Source organism: Stenotrophomonas sp. Ker107b, from assembly GCF_053847245.1.
In genome coordinates this window covers 234,201-251,946 of the sequence record NZ_JBSPHX010000004.1, presented here as the reverse complement: position 1 = coordinate 251,946, position 17,746 = coordinate 234,201, and the positions used below count along the sequence as shown (strand labels likewise).

Here is a 17,746-nt window from a genome sequence, read left to right as displayed (position 1 = left end):
GGGCCCTCTATACACTCGGCGGTCGAGAAACAACCGGGATCGCATTACATGTTGGGACGCATCGCAGCGCGCTTCGCCGCTGGCATCGCCTTGGTCGCATTGGCTGGGTGTGGCAGCAAAGACGAGGCCGCTCGCCGGCAGGCAGACGCCGTACCGGTCACCACCCAGGTGGTGCAGACCTCGGCATGGAGTGACACCCTGCAGGCGCTGGGCACGGCCAAGGCGCGCGAGTCGGTGACGGTCACCGCCAAGGTCAGCGAAATCATCGAGACGGTCCACTTCGAGAGTGGCCAGCAGGTCAGCGCCGGTACACCGCTGGTGACCCTGCGCGGCCAAGCCCAGGAAGCGGCCCTGCTGCAGGCCCAGGCGACCTTCCAGGAAGCCGATCAGCTGTACAAGCGGCAGCGCGAACTTGCGGCCCAGCAGCTGGTGGCCAGCTCCACACTGGATACCCAGCGCGCCATCCGCGATGCCGCCGAGGCGCGCGTGCGCGAAATGCAGTCGGACATCGGCGACCGCCGGGTGCGCGCGCCGTTTGCCGGCGTGCTCGGCATCCGCCAGGTCAGCGCCGGTTCGCTGGTCACGCCGAGCACCGCGATCACCACGCTGGACGACATCGAGCGCATGCACGTGGACTTCCAGGTGCCCGAGGCCGAGCTGGCCTCGCTGAGCAACGGCGACAAGGTCACTGCCACCAGCGTGGCCTACCCCGGCCGCAGTTTCGAAGGCGAGGTTGCCACCATCGATACCCGTGTCGATCCCGGCACGCGTGCGGTTACCGTGCGCGCGGACTTCATCAATGCCGACCACGCGCTGCGCCCGGGCATGCTGCTGGATGTGCGCATGTTCCGTCCCGAGCGCCAGGCACTGGTGATCCCGGAGATCGCGGTGGTCCAGGTCGGTCGCGATTCCTACGTGTTCCGGGTCAAGCAGGACCAGACCGTGGAACGCGCCGACATCATCGCCGGTGGGCGCCGCAGTGGTGTGGTGGAAATCCGCGAAGGCCTCGCCGTGGGCGACCGCATCGTGGTGGACGGCACCGGCAAGCTGCGCCCGGGCCTGAAAGTGCAGGCCGATGAGGCCGCGCCCGCGACCCCTGCACCGGCACCTGCCACCCAGCCGGACACCGCCGGATGAAACTCTCCGACATTTCCATCCAGCGGCCGGTCTTCGCCGTGGTGATGAGCCTGCTGCTGGTCGTGCTGGGCTTCATGTCGTTCACGCGCTTGACCCTGCGCGAACTGCCTGCGATCGATCCGCCGATCGTGTCGGTCTCGGTGGATTACACCGGCGCGTCGGCAGCGGTCATCGAGAGCCGCATCACCCAGGTGCTGGAAGATGCCCTGGCCGGCATCGAAGGTATCGATACCATCAACGCGCGCAGCTCCAACGGGCGCTCGCAGGTCAGCATCGAGTTCACCTCCAACCGCGATATCGAAGCGGCCGCCAACGACGTGCGCGATGCGGTCAGCCGTGTTGCCGACCGCATGCCCGAAGAGGCGCGGCCACCGGAAATCGCCAAGGTCGAGAGCGACGCTGACCCCATCATCTGGCTCAACATGAGCTCGACCTCGATGGATACGCTGGAGCTGAGCGACTACGCCGACCGCTACATCGTCGACCGCTTCTCCAGCCTGGATGGCGTGGCCCAGGTGCGTATCGGTGGCCGCCAGCGCTATGCGATGCGGATCTGGCTGGACCGCGACCAGCTCGCTGCGCGCGGGCTGACCGTGGGCGATGTGGAAAGCGCGCTGCGCAACGAGAACGTGGAACTGCCGGCCGGCCGCATCGAATCGGCCGACCGCGATTTCACCCTGCGCGTGGAGCGCAACTACGTCAAACCCGAAGACTTCGCCGGCATTCCGCTGGGCAAGGGCGCCGACGGGTACGTGGTGCGCATGGGCGATGTGGCCAAGATCGAACTGGCCTCGTCCGAACGCCGGGCGTACTACCGCAGCAACGGCGAACCGAACATCGGCCTGGGCATCGTCAAGACCTCCACCGCCAACGCGCTGGATGTCGCCCGCGAAGCACGCGCCGAAGCCGACCGGATCAGCAGCACGCTGCCGGAAGGCACCCGCATCTTCGTGGCCTTCGACAACACCACCTTCATCGAGGCCGCGGTCGATCGCGTGTACGCCACGCTGGTCGAGGCGATGCTGCTGGTGCTGGCGGTGATCTGGCTGTTCCTCGGCAGTTTCCGTGCCGCATTGATTCCCGCGGTGACGGTGCCGGTCTGTCTGATCGCCGCCTTCATCGCGCTGTACGCCTTCGGTTTTTCGATCAATCTGCTGACCCTGCTCGCGCTGGTGCTGTGTATCGGGTTGGTGGTGGATGACGCGATCGTGGTGGTCGAGAACGTGCAGCGCCGCATCGATCTGGGCGAGCCGCCGCTGGTCGCCTCCAAGCGCGGCACTACCCAGGTGGCGTTTGCGGTGATCGCGACCACCGCGGTGCTGGTCGCGGTGTTCCTGCCGGTCGGCTTCCTGGAAGGCAACACCGGTCGCCTGTTCCGCGAGCTGGCCGTCGCGCTGGCCGCGGCCGTGGCGCTGTCGGCGTTCGTGTCGCTCACGCTGACCCCGATGATGGCCTCCAAGCTGCTCAAGCCGCATACCGGCCAGGCACCGAAGGGCCTGCACGGGCTGATCAACCGCAATCTGGATCGCCTGTCGGCCGCCTACGGGCGCTTCCTGGAAGCGCATGTGACCCGCACGTGGGTCTACATCGTGGTGATGATCCTCTCGCTGCTGGCCAGCGCGCTGCTGCTCAAGGTGCTGCCGTCCGAGCTGGCCCCGGCCGAAGACCGTGGCTCGTTCCAGATCATGATCGATGGCCCGGAAGGTGCCGGCTTCGATTACACCGTCGGCCAGGTCCAGCAGGTCGAGAAGATCGTCTCCGGCTTCGTTGGCGAGGATGAGCCGATCGTGCGCGCCAACCCGCGCGTGCCCGGTGGCTGGGGCTCCAGCGAAGAAATGCATACCGGCCGCATCAGCGTGTTCCTGCAGCCGTGGCGGCAACGCGATGTGTCCACCCCGGATGTGGCGGCCGAGCTGCAGACCCACCTCAATGATCTGCGGGGCGTGCGCGTGCGCACCCAGGTCGGTGGTGGCCTGGTGCGCAGCCAGGGCCAGCCGTTCCAGATCGTGCTGGGTGGCCCGGAGTACGCGGAAATCGCGCAGTGGCGTGACCGCATGCTGCTGCGCATGGCCGACAACCCCGGCCTGGTCGGCACGGACTCGGACTACAAGGAAACCCGCCCGCAGATGCGCGTGAACATCGACCGCCAGCGCGCGGCCGATCTGGGCGTGTCGGTCACCGCGATCGGCAGCGCGCTGGAAACCATGATGGGCTCGCGCCGCGTCACCACCTTCGTCGACAACGGCGAGGAGTACGACGTGCTGGTCCAGGCTGGCCGCGAAGGGCGCGCTTCACCGGCCGATCTGGCCGCGATCCGCGTGCGTGCCAGTGGCGGCGAACTGGTCCCGCTGTCCAACCTGGTCACGCTCAGCGAAGTGGCCGAAGCCGGCAGCCTCAACCGCTTCAACCGGCTGCGCTCGATCACCATCAGCGCCGGCCTGGCCCCGGGCTACCCGCTGGGCGAGGCGATCGCCTGGGCCCAGCAGGTGGCCAGCGAAGAGCTGCCGCAGCACGCACAGATCAGCTGGAAGGGCGAATCGCGCGAGTACCAGAACGCCGGTAGTGCCGTGCTGCTGACCTTCGCGATGGCGCTGCTGGTGGTGTTCCTGGTGTTGGCCGCGCAGTTCGAGAGCTTCATCCATCCGCTGGTGATCATGCTGACCGTGCCGCTGGGCGTGCTCGGCGCGTTGCTGGGTCTGTATGTCAGTGGCGGCACGATCAACCTGTTCAGTCAGATCGGCATCGTGATGTTGGTCGGCCTGGCGGCCAAGAACGGCATCCTGATCGTGGAATTTGCCAATCAGCTGCGCGATGAAGGCCGCAACGTGCACCAGGCCATCGTCGAATCGGCGATGGTGCGCCTGCGCCCGATCCTGATGACCTCCATCGCCACCGTGGTCGGTGCGATCCCGCTGGTGGTGGCCGGAGGCCCCGGCTCGGCCAGCCGCGGCACGATCGGTGTGGTGGTGATCTTCGGCGTGACCGTGTCCACCTTCCTGTCGCTGTTCGTGGTGCCGGCGTTCTACTCGCTGCTGGCCCCGTACACCCGCTCGCCGGAAGCCGTGGCCCGCGAACTCGCCCGCCAGGAAGCGGAAACTCCCTCGGTCGGTGGCCATGCCTGACCCGAATGGGCGGCAAGGCCGCCCATTCATTGAAATTGCCACTACGCAGTGCGGCCCGGATCGTGGAGAATCGACCGGGTCCCAGCCGACGGGGACGTTCCTTTTGTTTCCGCCGACTGGAGAGAGCGCGTGGAAGAAGTAGTCAGTTTCATCAACGGGATCATCTGGAGCAAAGCTCTGATCTTCCTGTGTCTTGCCGCAGGCCTGTACTTCAGTGCCCGTACCCGTTTCATGCAGATCCGGGGTTTCGTGGAGATGTGCCGACTCACCGTACAGGGTGAGAAATCGGACGCCGGTGTCTCCTCGTTCCAGGCGCTGGCCATGTCCATGGCCGGGCGCATGGGCATCGGCAACATCGCCGGTGTCGCCACCGCGATCGCCTTTGGCGGCCCCGGTGCGATCTTCTGGATGTGGGTGATGGGCTTCCTCGGTGCGTCCACGTCGTACGTGGAGTGCACCCTGGCCCAGATCTACAAGACCAAGGATGCCGAAGGCCGCTACCGCGGTGGCCCGGCGTACTACATCGAAAAGGCCATGGGGCTGAAGTGGTACGCACTGGCGTTCGCCGTGGCGACCATCATCGCCGCCGGCTTCCTGATGCCGGGCGTGCAGGCCAATGCCATCGCCGACAGCATCATCAATGCCTGCCGCGGCGGCGCCCTGTGCGGGCCGCTGGATGGCCAGTTCATGGGCCTGGAATCGGTGCAGGCGCTCAAGCTGGGCATCGGTATCGTGGTCGCGCTGCTGCTGTCGGTCGTGATCTTCGGCGGCGTCAAGCGCATCGCCAACTTCGCCGAGGTGGTCGTTCCGTTCATGGCCGCCGCCTTCATCCTGATGGCCATCACCATCATGATCCTCAACTACGACCGCGTGCCGGACATGTTCCGCACGGTGTTCAGCAGCGCCTTCGGTGCGCATGCCGCATTCGGCGCGATGATGGGCCTGGCGGTGGAGTGGGGCGTCAAGCGCGGCATCTACGCCAACGAGGCCGGCCAGGGTACCGGCCCGCATGCAGCGGCCGCCTCGGAGGTTTCGCACCCGGCCAAGCAGGGCTACGTACAGGCCTTCGCGATCTACTTCGACACCATGATGGTGTGCACCGCCACCGCGTTCCTGATCCTGGCCGCAGGCACCTACAACGTGTACTCGCCGGTGCCGGGCGGCGCGCCCGTGTTCGCTGGCCTGGCCGGTGTCGCTGAAGGCGCGGGCTACGCGCAGGCGGCGGTGGAAACCGTCATCCCGGGCTTCGGTGCAGCCTTCGTGGCGATCGCGATCTTCTTCTTCGCCTTCACCACGATCATGGCCTATTACTACATGGCCGAGACCAACCTGACCTACGTCAACAACAACGCCAAGCGTCCGCTGACCGTCCTGCTGCTGCGCCTGGGCATCATCGGCATGGTGATCTTCGGTGCCTTCCACAATGCCGGTATGGCGTGGGCACTGGGCGACATCGGCGTGGGCCTGATGGCGTGGTTGAACATCATCGCGATCCTGATCGTGCAGAAGCCGGCGATGCTGGCGCTGCGCGACTATGAGCGTCAAAAGAAGCTCGGCCTGGATCCGACCTTCGACCCCGATGCCCTGGGCATCAAGAACGCCGATTTCTGGCGTCAACGCAAGCTGGAGCTGTCCCGTAGTGAATGATCCCTGGAAGAATGCGCGCCGTCCGTCCGCACGGCCGCCGCGCGCCACTCCGCTGCCCCCCCGCGAAGGTGGCACCCCGCCGCCGCCCGGCCGTGGCAACGACGAGCTGCGCCTGTACGGCTGGAATGCCGTGCAGGCCCTGTTCGAGCATCGCCCGCAGGCGCTGCGCAAGCTGTACCTGACCGAGGCGCTGATTCCGCGCATGCAGCCGGTGCTGAAGTGGTGCGTGGCCAACCGCGTCGGTTACCGCGTGGTGGAAGAGGGGGATCTGAACAAGCTCGCCGCGACCACGCACCACGAAGGCCTGGTGGCCGACGTGCTGCGGGCGCCGATGCTGGAGCTGGAGGAGTGGCTCGCCACGCTGCCGGCCGGCAAGCCGGTGCTGGCGCTGTGGCTCGATGGCGTGGGCAACCCGCACAACTTCGGCGCGATCCTGCGCTCGGCGGCGCACTTCGGCGTGGCCGGGCTGCTGCTGCCGCCGGGTTCCACGCTGGCGTTGTCCGGTGCGGCCGCGCGCGTGGCCGAGGGCGGCGCTGAATCGGTGCCGCTGGTGCGCCTGCCGGAACTGCCTGAAGCCATGGCCCAGCTGCGTGCGGCCGGGCTGAGCCTGGCCGCAACGCTGGTGGACGGTGGCGAAGATCTGTTTGCCAGCGCGCTGCCGTCGCGCCTGGTCTATGTGATGGGTGCCGAAGGCGAAGGCATGGATCGCGAATTGGCGCAGGACTGCGACCACCAGGTATCGATTCCCGGTACCGGTGCGGTGGAAAGCCTCAACGTTGCCTCGGCAACGGCGGTACTGTTGGCGCAGTGGTTCGGGCGCAGTCGCGTTTGACCATGGCCGGCATGTTTCGGGGACGCGCGTCATCATTCGCGCTACCCACGGTGTGATCGGTTTCACCGAACTCGTCGTGACTACATCGCTTTCGGATTAATCGCATAGTGCATGCAGTGAAAACTGCGCACAGTGCCGGGCGGGCGCTGTGCTGCGTGGGTGAGGAGAGACACCCCCGCAGCGCGGCGATCCGCTTGTCCGGACCGCGAGGGTCTAGCGGCGCTCACCGCGTGGGGTGTGATGTGTCCCGGTAGCCCGGTCGCTGTGCGACCGGGCTTTTTTTTTGTACCGACCAGCGGTCGGTACCTATCGCTTGCGTGTCGGGATCATTCGCTCGGCGGGGTGGTTGGCTTGGCTTCGCTGCCGAAGCTGCCCTCGGCCTCGGCCGCCAGATACGCGAACACGGTATACGCCGCGACGTTCTGCGCCAGTGCGGCCGGGTCGATCTTGTCGAGCGTGTCGTCGGCGGTGTGGTGCAGGTGGAAGTAGTCGCTACCGTCCTGCGCCAGCCATGCCCAGGCGCCGCCCTTGGCCGCCAGCGGACCGATGTCCGGGCCCGGGCCACCCTTGTCGGCGGCGTACTCGATGCCGAGCGGCTTGAGCACCTCGGCGATCTGGCGGGTGGCCTCGCGCGAGTAGGCCGGGTTTGGCGAACCGGTGTTGAAGGCGTAGATGCGGCCCGCACCGAAATCGCTCTCGGCCGCGAGCTGGTGCAGTACCACATCCTTGGCGTGCGCTTCGGCATACGCCTTGCCGCCGTAAAGGCCCTGCTCCTCGTTGGCGAAGGCGATCACGCGGATGGTGCGCTTGGGCGCCTGCTTGAGCTGACCAATCAGATGGCCGGCCGCCATGGTGATGCCCACGCCGGCGCCGTCATCCACCGCGCCGGTGCCCAGGTCCCAGGAATCCAGATGACCGCCGATCACCACCACTTCCTTGGGCAGGCTGCGCCCGGTGATCTCGCCGATCACGTTGTGCGAGGTTGCCTTGCCGTCCCAGCCGCAATCCAGGCTGAGCTTGAGCGTGGTGCTGCCGAGCGCGACCAGGCGCGCCAGCTGGTTGGCATCGGGCACCGACAGCGCGGCGGCCGGCACCGGGGTCAGGCCGTCATCGAAGCGGGTGATGCCGGTGTGCGGCACGCGGTGCGAATCGGTACCGGCCGACCGCATCACGAAGCCGATCGCGCCCTTGCGGATCGCCTCGGACGGGCCCTTGCTGCGCACGGCGCCACCGTTGCCGTAGTCGCGGCCATCGCGGTAGGCGGTCATCTGGTAATCGACGAAGGCGATCTTGCCCTTCAGCGAACCCTCCGGCGCGGCCTGCAGCGCGGCCAGATCGGCAAAACGCACGACTTCAGCCTCCACCGTGCCGCCCGGGCTGCCGCCAAGGGCGGTGATGGTCAGCGGCTGGGCATGCTTGCCGATCACTTCGGCGTGTTCACTGCGGCGCTCCCACTTGGGGAAGGTGACCGGCTCGGTCCAGACCTTGTCGAAGCCCAGCGACGTGAACTTGGCCACCGCCCAGGCCACGGCGCGTGCGTCGGCTTCACTGCCGGCGATGCGCGGGCCGATCTCGGTGGTAAGCGACTCGACCACCTTCCAGCCGGTGTCGTCCTTGAGCGCCTGCTCGCGCAGCTCGGCAGCGGTGGCCAGCGACTTGGGCGGCAGCGTGGTGATACCGGTCGCCGCGAACGCGGGTGCGGCCAGCAGGGCGAGGGAAGATGCGATGGCAAGGACGCGGCGACGCATGGACGAACTCCGGGAAACGGGGCGGAAGCGTCCGAGCTTACCAGCCTCTCCCGGCCGCACATGGGCGGTAGGTCATGCTCCGGCGAATGCTGTTTTCCAAAAGCGAAAACCCCGCCGGAGCGGGGCTTTCGATGGGTAGTGCCGCCTCAGTGCTTGAGGTTGTCGCGGATCTCGCGCAGCAGCAGCACTTCTTCGCTCGGCGCCGCCGGGGCGGCCGGCTCGGCCTGCTTCTTGCGGGCCAGGCGGTTGATGAACTTCACGACCATGAAGATCGCAAAGGCCACGATCACGAACTGCACCACGGTGTTGAGGAAGTCACCGTAGCCGATCACCACCGCCGGAATCTCTTTGCCATCGGCGGCAATCCGGGCCGGGGCCAGGGTCCAGGCCAGCTCTGAGAAGTCCACCCGGCCGATCATCCAGCCCAGCGGCGGCATGATGATCTTGTCCACCAGTGCGGTGACGATCTTGCCGAACGCCGCGCCGATGACCACACCGACGGCCAGATCGATGACGTTGCCGCGCATCGCGAATTCTTTGAACTCAGTCAGTACACCCATCGGGCTCTCCTGTCGCAGTGGGGAAAAAGACGCCGCAGCGTAACGCAGTGGATGTCATCCAGCGATGATGCCGTGGCGCTCGGCCACGTTTTCCAGGCGCGCGCTGAAACGGTCGCCCGGCTTCAGCGCGGCCACGCCCGAGGGCGTGCCCATGAACACCAGATCGCCTGCGCGCAGCGCCCACAGCTTGGACAGCTCATGCAGGATCTCCGGCACGTTCCAGATCATCTGGTCCAGCAGCGACTGCTGGCGCACTTCGCCGTTGATCTCAAGCGACAGGTTGAGGGCGGCCAGATCGCCGACTTCACCGGCCGGCACCAGCTCGCTCACGGGGGCGGACTGGTCAAAACCCTTGGCCGGATCCCACGGGTGGCCCTTGGCTTTGGCCTGCGCCTGCAGATCGCGGCGGGTCAGGTCCAGGCCGACGCCGTAGCCGAACACCAGCGCCTCGGCCTGGTCCACCGGCAGCTCGCCGGCAGGCGCGTCCTTGCCGATCGCCACCACCAGTTCCACCTCGTGGTGCAGGTCCTGGGTGGCGAGCGGGTAGGGAATCACATCGTCATGGCCGACCACGATCGCATCGGCCGGCTTGCTGAAGAACATCGGGCGGCCGCGATCATCGGCAGACGGCACCGCTGCGCCCATTTCGCGCGCGTGATCAGCGAAGTTGCGGCCGACACAGTAGATACGACGCACCGGGAAGGTACCGCCGCCAGCGACCGGAATACGGGGCTGCTCGGGCGTGGGAATTACATCGGTCATGCGTGCGTCCTGTGGAGAGGTTTCGCCGCAGTCTAGAGCGTTTTCCCGCCGCCAGAAACAGAAACGGCCGCGCAGGGCGCGGCCGTCATCAGGAGGAATGCGCGTCGATCAACGCGACATCGGCAAGGCCTGCTTGCGGACCACCCGGTACTCGCCGTCCACGACCTGCGACGGAACGGTGCGCGCACTCTTGCGCTGGGCGAGCAGCTTCCATGCCAGACCGGCGATGATCATCGCCGCGCCCACGAACACACCCACGAACACCAGCGCGGCCAGGATCGCCAGGCCCAACAGACCGACCGCGACGCGCACCAACGGGTGGCGCGGCTTGCGCGGCGCGAACAGGGCACGGAACTGGTTGAACTGGAAGATGCGGCTGTACATGGCACTCTTTTTGGCTGAGGTCAGCAGTGGACGAGTATCCGTGCTGGCCTTTGTGACTGAGTGAAAAAAGCGTTAAACGTACCCCGCGTGCATTGCAAATCAATGACTTGTATTCATCCGGGAGCCAGTGACATGAGCGCGTGAGACACTGTGCCTCCACTGCCTGTTGTAGATGCCATGTCCGTTCCAGAGACCACTGCCACCGCCCTCATCGCCTTGGACGCCATGGCCGACGGAGGTTTCGCTGAAACCGATGCCAGCATCGATGGCGACAGTGAATCGGTGGTGCTGTATCGCGAGGGCGACCAGGTGCGTGCGTGGCTGAACATCTGCCCGCACGCGGGCCGCCGGTTGGATTGGGCGCCGGGTCAGTTCCTGAAAAGCAAGGAAGGCCATCTGGTCTGCGCAGCGCATGGCGCCTCGTTCTCGCTGGAGAACGGCGACTGCGTGGCCGGCCCGTGTCGCGGTGATCGCCTGCGCGCGGTGTCCGTGCAGGTGCGCGACGGCCAGGTCTGGCTGGCGTGACAACGACCGGTGGGCCCGGGCCCATCGGTAGGTAGCGACCGTTGGCCGCTACGCCTCCAATGCCGGCCAGCGGCCGGCACTACTGGGCGTATCGGGCGAGCCGACCAGCGGCCGGCACGCCCTAGAACATCAGGTTGATCATCAGCACCACCACCGCCGTATAGATCAACGACAGCGGGGCGCCGACGCGCCACAGCTCGCGCGGGGTGTAATTGGCCGGGCCGGTGATCATCGAAATCACCGGGTTCGAGGCGGTCATCAGGTTGTTCGAGGCCGACAGCGCCACGATCAGCGCGAACGCGGTCGGGCTGCCCCCGGCGGCCAGCGCCAGGTTCACCGCGATGGGCACCATCACGATGGTTGCGCCCACGTGGCTGATCACCAGCGAGAACATCGTGGTCAACAATGCCAGCGCGATTTCCAGCACCCACACCGGGATGCCGGTCGGCAGGCGGTCGATGGTGTGCCCGGCGATCCACGCCGCCGCGCCACTGCTGTCCATCGCCCAGCCGAGCGGAATCAGCCCGGCCATCATGAACACGGTTTTCCAGTTGATCGAGGCGTAGGCCTCGTCCATGCGCAGCACGCCGGTCAGCAGCATCCCGGCCACGCCGGTCATCAGGGTCAGCGCCACCGGCAGCTTGGAGGTCAGCGCGATCAGGATCGTGAGGGCGAAGATGCTCATCGCGATCTTGAACTTGTGCGGGCGCTGCTCACCCTTGGGGTAATCGGTCACCACCACGAAGTCGCGGCTCTTGGCCGCCTGCGCCAGGTCGGTCCAGATGCTGTGGAAGACCAGCATGTCACCCGCGCGCAGGGCCACGTTGCGCACGTCTTCGCGGATCACCTGCTTGTCGCGGTTGATCGCCAGCAGGCTGATGCCGCGCTGCTTGCGCAGGCGCAGGTCCGAAGCGCTCTTGCCGATCACATCGGAGGTGGGCGGCACCACCGCTTCGGAAATGCCGGCGCGGCTCGGGTTGAACAGATCGCCCAGGTGCTTCAACCGCGAGGACATCCGCAGGAACTGGTTCTGTGCGAAATCGCTGACCTGCTGGCGCGCGCCCATCACACCCAGCACGCTGCCGACCCAGATCCGCATCTCCGCCGGCGGGGCCAGACGAGTGTCGTTGCCGGTCTTGAGCGCCAGCAGCAGCGGCGCATCGTGCACGTTCTCCGCCTCGCCCAGGGTCATGCCGACCAGCGGGCTCTCGGCGGTGACCACCAGCTCGAACACATCGCCTTCGATGCCGTAGGTCTTGGCGAAGTAGCTCTCGGTGCGCGACGGGGTGACGCCATCGTTGGCCAGCGTCTCTTCCTCCACCAGCTTGCGATCACCGAAGTAGCGGAAATACAGCAGCGAGGCGATCAGCAGGGCCACGCCGATCGGCAGCGGCGCGAACATGCGCAGCGGCTCGATGGTGGCCAGGCCCGAGGGCAGGTTGTTGTTGGCCGAGGCCAGCAGATCGTTGAGCAGGATCAGTGGCGAGTTGCCGACCATGGTCAGCGCACCGCCCATCACGATGGCCGCGGCGATCGGCAGCAGCAGGCGCTGCAGCGTCAGCCCGGTGCGCGCGGCCAGCCGCGAGGCGACCGGCAGGTACAACGCCATCACCGAGGGGTTCTGCATGAACGAAGAGTTCAAGCCGGCGATCGCGGTGGTCATCATCAGCAGGCGTGTTTCCACGCCATGCCCGCGCCGCAGCAGCCAGGCCGCCAACCGGTTCAGCGCCCCGGTGCGGTCCAGGCCCGCGCCGAGGATGGTGGTGGCGATGATGCTCATCACCGCGTTACCGGAGAAGCCACCGAAGATTTCTTCCGGGGCGATCAGGCCGGTGACGCCGAGCACCACCAGCACCACCAATGCCACCACGTCGGCGCGGATGCGCTCGAACAGGAACATCGCCATCGTGAAGCCGACCAGCCCGAGGACGAGCTTCATGTCGGTAGTCAGCGTCAGCGCGGTATCCATGGGGTGGCGCGGTTCCTTGTCGGATCAGGTGCGGTCGTACAACAGGTCCCACACGCCATGGCCGAGCTTCTGGCCACGGGTTTCGAAATGGGTCTGCGGGCGCCATTCCGGCCGCTCCACCTGGCCACGCGGACCGGCGCGATTGGTCAGCCCGGCGGTGGCATCGAGCACGTCCCACATCTGCTCGGCATAGTCTTCCCAGTCCGTGGCGCAGTGCAGGCGGCCACCGACGCGCAGCTTGCGAACCAGCAGCTCGGCAAAGCCGGGCTGGATCAGGCGGCGCTTGTTATGGCGCTTCTTGTGCCACGGGTCCGGGAAGTAGATCCGCACTTCATCCAGCGCGCCATCGGCGATTTCCTTCTCCAGCACCTCTACCGCGTCGTGGTGGTACAGGCGCACGTGGTCGGCGTTGTCGTCGGCCAGGGCATTGAGCAGGCGGCCCACGCCGGGGGCGTGGACTTCCAGACCGATGTAATCGCGGCTGGGATCCTGCTGCGCGGCGAAGCGCAGCGCGGCGCCATTGCCGAAACCGATCTCCAGCACCTTGTGCGCATCGCGCCCGAAGGTGGCATCCAGATCGCGCGGCTCACCGGTGAAATCCAGGCCGAAACGCGGCCAGCGGTCATCGAATGCACGCTGCTGGGCCGGGGTGAAACGCCCCTGGCGCAGCACGAAACTGCGGACCTCGCGGCGGCCTTCGGTGATGGTGAACGGCTTGGGCGGTGCCTTGGCACCGGCGCTGTCGAAAGGATTGGTCATCAGGCGATCAACCCGTCGATCGGCGAGGAGGCACTGGCGTAGCGCTTGCGCGGAATGCGCCCGGCCAGGAAGGCCTCGCGGCCCGCTTCCACGGCCTTGCGCATCGCGCTGGCCATCAGGATGGGATTGCGCGCGCCGGCGATGGCGGTGTTCATCAGCACGCCGTCGCAGCCCAGCTCCATCGCGATGGCCGCATCGGAGGCGGTGCCCACGCCGGCATCGACGATGATCGGCACCTTGGCGTCTTCGATGATCTGCAGCAGGTTGTACTTGTTCTGGATGCCCAGGCCCGAGCCGATCGGCGCGGCCAGCGGCATCACCGCGGCGCAGCCGATCTCTTCCAGGCGCTTGGCCAGGATCGGGTCATCGGAGGTATAGACCATCACCTCGAAGCCATCCTTGACCAGCTGCTCGGCCGCCTTGAGGGTCTGCACCACATCCGGGTACAGGCTCTTCTGGTCGCCCAGCACTTCCAGCTTGGTCAGGTTGTGGCCGTCCAGCAGCTCGCGGGCCAGCCGGCAGGTGCGCACGGCGTCTTCGGCGGTGTAGCAGCCGGCGGTGTTGGGCAGGATGGTGTAACGGTCCGGCGGCAGCACGTCGAGCAGGTTCGGCTCGCCTGGGTTCTGCCCGATGTTGGTGCGGCGGATCGCCACGGTGACGATCCGGGCGCCCGCGGCCTCGGTGGCCAGGCGGGTTTCTTCCAGATCCTTGAACTTGCCGGTGCCGGTGAGCAGGCGGGAAGCATAGGTCTTGCCGGCAATCACCAGCGAGTCAGTGGGGGCAGGTGCATTCATGGCCCGAATTATCGCCTATCGCGCGTCACGATGCTGCCTCAGCCGCCGCCCAGCGCGTGCACGATCTCGACCACGTCGCCCTCGCGCAGGACATGGCTGGTGTGCTCGCTGCGGGTGACGATCTCGCTGTTGACCTCGACCGCCACGCGGCGCTCAAGGAGGTCTTCGCTGCGCAGCAGGTCGTGGACGGTGGCGGTGTGCGGAAGCTGGCGGTTCTCGCCGTTGAGCTGGATGTTCATGACGGTATTGTCCCGCAATCACCCCGCAGTGCGTACCCTGTGCGCCCCGCGGCAGAGGTGCCGCGCGCGTCAGGCCAACGATGGCCGGGCGGCGGGCTGTGGCAGTTCATGCCGCAGCGCAGCGTGATGCCGGCGAGGTGCAGTGGAAACATGGCACCGTGCGCCGGCGTACGTCCGCCGTTTTCCCCACCTTAAAGGAATTTTCATGTTGCTCAGCAAACGCCCGATCCGTTCCCTCATGGCCGTGGCCATTGCCCTGGCCGCGATGCCGGCCATGGCGCAGTCGCCGTACACCAAGACCGTCTTCATCGGCGACAGCCTGACTGATGCCGGCTACTTCCGTCCGCTGCTGCCCGCTTCGGTGCAGCCGGTGACCGGCCAGTTCACCACCAACCCGGGCTGGACCTGGGCCCAGCACGTGGCCAATTACTACGGCACCAACGGTGCGGCCCACGGCAATGGCCAGAACGGTGACAACTACGCCATCGGCGGCGCCCGCGTCGGCGTGGACACCAGCCAGGTGCTGGCTGCCGGTACCCCGGCCGTTCCGGTGTACTCGCTCAAGACCCAGACCGCGCAGTACCTGGCGGCCAACGGCGGCAAGGCCGATCCGAACGCGCTGTACACCGTGTGGGGCGGTGCGAATGATCTGTTCGCGATCCAGGCCGGCGCGCCGCTGGTCTCCACCCTCACCAACGCCGTCACCGACCAGGTCGGCATCGTCGGCACGCTGAAGGCGGCTGGCGCCGAATACATCGTCGTCCCGACCATTCCGGACGTCGGCCTGACCCCGGGCGCCCGCGCCGGTGGCCCGGCCGGCATGGCTGCCGGCACCGCGCTGGCCAAGGCCTACAACGATGCCCTGTTCGGTGGCCTGAAGGCTGCCGGCCTGCAGGTGATCCCGGTCGACACCTTCCACATCCTGCAGGAAATCGTCGCCAACCCGGCGCAGTACGGCTTCGTCAACGTGACCAGCCCGGCCTGCACCACGGCGTCCTCGCTGACCTGCAACCCGACCAGCTACGCCACCCCGAACGCTGCCAACAGCTACGTGTTCGCCGATGGCGTGCACCCGACCACGGCCACGCACGAGATGCTGGGCCAGTACACGCTGTCGATCCTGGAAGCCCCGCGCAACCAGCAGATCCTGACCCACTCGGCACAGACCATCGGCCGCTCGCGCGCTGACCAGGTCAGCTGGCATGTGGATGGCCGTCCGGCCGACGGCCTGAGCTGGTGGGGCAACCTGCGCGGCGACATGCAGCGCTACGCCCACGCCGACCTGTACGACGGCATGGCCCCGGCCGGCCTGTTCGGTGTGGATTGGGCGCGTGATGGCATGGTGGTCGGCGGCTTCGCCGGCTATGGCCGCATGGACGCCGATTTCGGCAACAGCAAGGGTGACTTCACCCAGTCCGACACCACCGTGGGCCTGTTCGCCGGCTGGTATGGCGAGCGCGCCTGGGTCAATGGCCAGCTCAGCTACAGCTGGCTGGACTACGACGTGACCCGCAAGCTGCAGCTCGGCCCGGCCACCCGCATCCACAAGGGGTCCCCGGAAGGCAGCAACCTGACCGCGGCCTTGAACGCCGGTTACGAGTTCGGCACCGAAGGCGGCTTCCGTCACGGTCCGGTCGCCGCCGTGATCTGGCAGAAGGTGAAGCTGGACGGCTACACCGAATCGAACCTGAGCGCCTCGGCGCTGGGCTATGCCGACCAGGATGTGGATTCGACCGTCGGCCGCGTTGGCTGGCAGGCCCGCTTCGATGGCGGCAACGTCAAGCCGTACGTGCAGGTCACCTACGACCACGAGTTCGAGGACAGCAAGCAGGCCAGTGCCTGGCTGCAGACCATGCCGGACGTGGGCATGTACAAGGTGCCGGGCCTGGAGTTCGACCGTGACTACGCCACCGCCGTGCTGGGTGCGCGCCTGAACCTGTGGGGCCTGAGCAGCAATATCGGCATGAGCACCACCACGATGCAGAAGCGCGCGCGTGACGTGTCGCTGTTCGCCAGCTTCGGCGCCAGCTTCTGATCCCACGTGCGCAGTGCCCGTTCGCGGGCGCCGCGCACGGCAGCGGAAAGCGAGAAGCAACGGGCGGCCCAGTGCCGCCCGTTGCCTTTCATGCCCCCGCCCGAATAGACTTACGCCGCGCCTTGCGGGTGTAGCTCAATGGTAGAGCTGTAGCTTCCCAAGCTACTGACGAGGGTTCGATTCCCTTCACCCGCTCCATATCCCCCAATGCATGCGGGGATTTGGGCCGCTCCGCAATATCCCAGCCGCTCCGCAATTTGAGCTTCTGCCGCCACGGTACAGCCTAGATTTCGGCCAGTAGCGCGTTTGCTTGTTCCTCAGTTGGCAAAGTCAGTGTCCACTCGACAACTGGCCCGCTTGTCGCCCCGCCATCCTGATACGGCGCAACACCGTAGCCGTATGAGCAAGCGCGCGCTGCGGGCGAAGTTCGGTTTCAAGACCGATGCGCCCCTGGCGAAGCTGCTGAAGCTGCCCGTTGAGCAGGTGGAGGGCTGGCCGGAAGAGCAGAGCGTCCCGGCGCTGCCGCAGGTGATGAGGTTGCTGGGCGTGCAGGAACAGCAGCCGGTCGCCCAAGAGGCACCGCGCGACCCGGACGCTGACCGAATCATCAACGTGGAGGCTGCATGAGCCGGTCTCAGCCTTCAAACGCTCATGCTGTACCGCTCCCCAGTGTCGACCTCGTTGGTACAAGCAGGGCAACGGGCGTGGATCGAACCGAGTGCGCACTGCCTCTGCAGAACGACCTTTCGCCCACTGTCGAAGCAAGGCTGACAGAGGTAGTGCATAGGCTCCGAGCTTCCTGGCTCGCTGGACCCGCTCTGTTGTGGGGCGACGTTCACGCGATAGGCGTAGTTCCCGGAAGTGAGCTCGAACAGCGAGTAGCGACCCCGCTCCGCGAGGGATTCCTCCGCTTTTCTCAACTTCTCTGCGGTCTCGAACTTCTCTTGCTGCAGATCGAAGAGCGCGGTGTTCTGAGCAAGCAAGGCCGTCTGAGCACTGATCAGGGCTTCGTTGAGTTTCGCGAGTTCTGTAGCTGCCTTGTTGAAGTCGCGCAGCTCGATGGCTGCGCCAAGTCCCTTTCGGATCGTATCGAGAGCCGTGAAAGCAATGCCGATTGAGGCCAAGTCCATGTCGCCCTCCTTGCGGGCTGAGTTGTTCGCACATCCAGCGTAACGCAAGGAGGGCGGCGCCCTCGATCCCTGAGCAGTTGTTGTCCATGGCGCCAATCGTGCG

16 protein-coding genes and 1 tRNA gene are annotated in these 17,746 nt (G+C 66.6%); 8 read left to right on the top strand and 9 right to left on the bottom strand.

Features of this window, described 5'->3' with window-relative positions; genetic code table 11:
- Positions 1-48: 48 nt before the first annotated feature.
- From ACWV8V_RS18350 to ACWV8V_RS18335, 4 genes are all read left to right on the top strand, one after another.
- Positions 49-1,137, top strand: a complete 1,089-nt coding sequence (locus tag ACWV8V_RS18350; RefSeq protein ID WP_259259330.1) for an efflux RND transporter periplasmic adaptor subunit — start codon at positions 49-51, stop codon at positions 1,135-1,137.
- Positions 1,134-4,259: an efflux RND transporter permease subunit gene (locus tag ACWV8V_RS18345; RefSeq protein WP_259259332.1), complete on the top strand. Its 3,126-nt coding sequence runs from the start codon at positions 1,134-1,136 to the stop codon at positions 4,257-4,259. The genes ACWV8V_RS18350 and ACWV8V_RS18345 overlap by 4 nt, the downstream gene beginning before the upstream one ends.
- Before the next feature lie 129 nt (positions 4,260-4,388).
- Complete coding sequence (locus ACWV8V_RS18340; protein WP_455900413.1) at positions 4,389-5,906, top strand: alanine/glycine:cation symporter family protein; 1,518 nt, start codon at positions 4,389-4,391, stop codon at positions 5,904-5,906.
- Positions 5,899-6,738, top strand: coding sequence for a TrmH family RNA methyltransferase (locus ACWV8V_RS18335; RefSeq protein ID WP_259259335.1), 840 nt, complete (start codon positions 5,899-5,901; stop codon positions 6,736-6,738). The genes ACWV8V_RS18340 and ACWV8V_RS18335 overlap by 8 nt, the downstream gene beginning before the upstream one ends.
- A 326-nt stretch (positions 6,739-7,064) precedes the next feature.
- Here ACWV8V_RS18335 and ACWV8V_RS18330 read toward each other — a convergent pair whose 3' ends face one another.
- The 4 genes from ACWV8V_RS18330 to ACWV8V_RS18315 all read right to left on the bottom strand — a co-directional run bounded on the left by ACWV8V_RS18330 (position 7,065) and on the right by ACWV8V_RS18315 (position 10,192).
- Positions 7,065-8,486, bottom strand: coding sequence for a M28 family peptidase (locus ACWV8V_RS18330; RefSeq protein WP_455900412.1), 1,422 nt, complete (start codon positions 8,484-8,486; stop codon positions 7,065-7,067).
- Positions 8,487-8,632: 146 nt separating this feature from the next.
- A complete protein-coding gene (mscL, locus tag ACWV8V_RS18325; RefSeq protein WP_121039325.1) occupies positions 8,633-9,046 on the bottom strand; it encodes a large-conductance mechanosensitive channel protein MscL in 414 nt (137 codons plus the stop codon).
- Between the two features lie 54 nt (positions 9,047-9,100).
- Positions 9,101-9,808 carry a fumarylacetoacetate hydrolase family protein gene (locus ACWV8V_RS18320; RefSeq protein ID WP_121039322.1) on the bottom strand — a complete coding sequence of 236 codons (708 nt, stop codon included), beginning with the start codon at positions 9,806-9,808 and terminating at the stop codon, positions 9,101-9,103.
- Positions 9,809-9,916: 108 nt separating this feature from the next.
- Positions 9,917-10,192 carry a hypothetical protein gene (locus ACWV8V_RS18315; RefSeq protein ID WP_121039319.1) on the bottom strand — a complete coding sequence of 92 codons (276 nt, stop codon included), beginning with the start codon at positions 10,190-10,192 and terminating at the stop codon, positions 9,917-9,919.
- A gap of 177 nt (positions 10,193-10,369) precedes the next feature.
- On the opposite strand from ACWV8V_RS18315, the gene ACWV8V_RS18310 reads away from it, so the two are divergent.
- The gene (locus ACWV8V_RS18310; protein ID WP_259259341.1) at positions 10,370-10,717 is read left to right on the top strand and encodes a Rieske (2Fe-2S) protein; all 348 of its coding nucleotides are present in this window, start codon (positions 10,370-10,372) and stop codon (positions 10,715-10,717) included.
- 121 nt (positions 10,718-10,838) lie between these two features.
- Here the strand turns inward: ACWV8V_RS18310 and ACWV8V_RS18305 are convergent, their stop codons facing one another.
- The 4 genes from ACWV8V_RS18305 to thiS are packed head-to-tail and all read right to left on the bottom strand — an operon-like array spanning position 10,839 to position 14,478.
- Positions 10,839-12,686, bottom strand: a complete 1,848-nt coding sequence (locus tag ACWV8V_RS18305) for an SLC13 family permease (protein WP_179460220.1) — start codon at positions 12,684-12,686, stop codon at positions 10,839-10,841.
- A 24-nt stretch (positions 12,687-12,710) separates the two neighbouring features.
- On the bottom strand, positions 12,711-13,445 hold the full coding sequence (gene trmB / locus ACWV8V_RS18300; RefSeq protein ID WP_455900411.1) for a tRNA (guanosine(46)-N7)-methyltransferase TrmB: 735 nt from the start codon (positions 13,443-13,445) through the stop codon (positions 12,711-12,713).
- Positions 13,445-14,239: a thiazole synthase gene (locus tag ACWV8V_RS18295; RefSeq protein WP_259259348.1), complete on the bottom strand. Its 795-nt coding sequence runs from the start codon at positions 14,237-14,239 to the stop codon at positions 13,445-13,447. Before ACWV8V_RS18295 ends, trmB begins: the two co-directional genes overlap by 1 nt.
- A 38-nt stretch (positions 14,240-14,277) precedes the next feature.
- Positions 14,278-14,478 carry a sulfur carrier protein ThiS gene (gene thiS, locus ACWV8V_RS18290; RefSeq protein WP_455900410.1) on the bottom strand — a complete coding sequence of 67 codons (201 nt, stop codon included), beginning with the start codon at positions 14,476-14,478 and terminating at the stop codon, positions 14,278-14,280.
- A 205-nt stretch (positions 14,479-14,683) separates the two neighbouring features.
- On the opposite strand from thiS, the gene ACWV8V_RS18285 reads away from it, so the two are divergent.
- The 3 genes from ACWV8V_RS18285 to ACWV8V_RS18275 all read left to right on the top strand — a co-directional run bounded on the left by ACWV8V_RS18285 (position 14,684) and on the right by ACWV8V_RS18275 (position 17,140).
- The gene (locus ACWV8V_RS18285; RefSeq protein WP_455900409.1) at positions 14,684-16,513 is read left to right on the top strand and encodes an autotransporter outer membrane beta-barrel domain-containing protein; all 1,830 of its coding nucleotides are present in this window, start codon (positions 14,684-14,686) and stop codon (positions 16,511-16,513) included.
- A gap of 124 nt (positions 16,514-16,637) precedes the next feature.
- Positions 16,638-16,711, top strand: a tRNA-Gly gene (locus ACWV8V_RS18280).
- A 201-nt stretch (positions 16,712-16,912) separates the two neighbouring features.
- On the top strand, positions 16,913-17,140 hold the full coding sequence (locus tag ACWV8V_RS18275; RefSeq protein WP_455900408.1) for a hypothetical protein: 228 nt from the start codon (positions 16,913-16,915) through the stop codon (positions 17,138-17,140).
- Between the two features lie 14 nt (positions 17,141-17,154).
- Here ACWV8V_RS18275 and ACWV8V_RS18270 read toward each other — a convergent pair whose 3' ends face one another.
- Positions 17,155-17,643: a hypothetical protein gene (locus tag ACWV8V_RS18270; RefSeq protein ID WP_455900407.1), complete on the bottom strand. Its 489-nt coding sequence runs from the start codon at positions 17,641-17,643 to the stop codon at positions 17,155-17,157.
- Between the last annotated feature and the right edge of the window lie 103 nt (positions 17,644-17,746).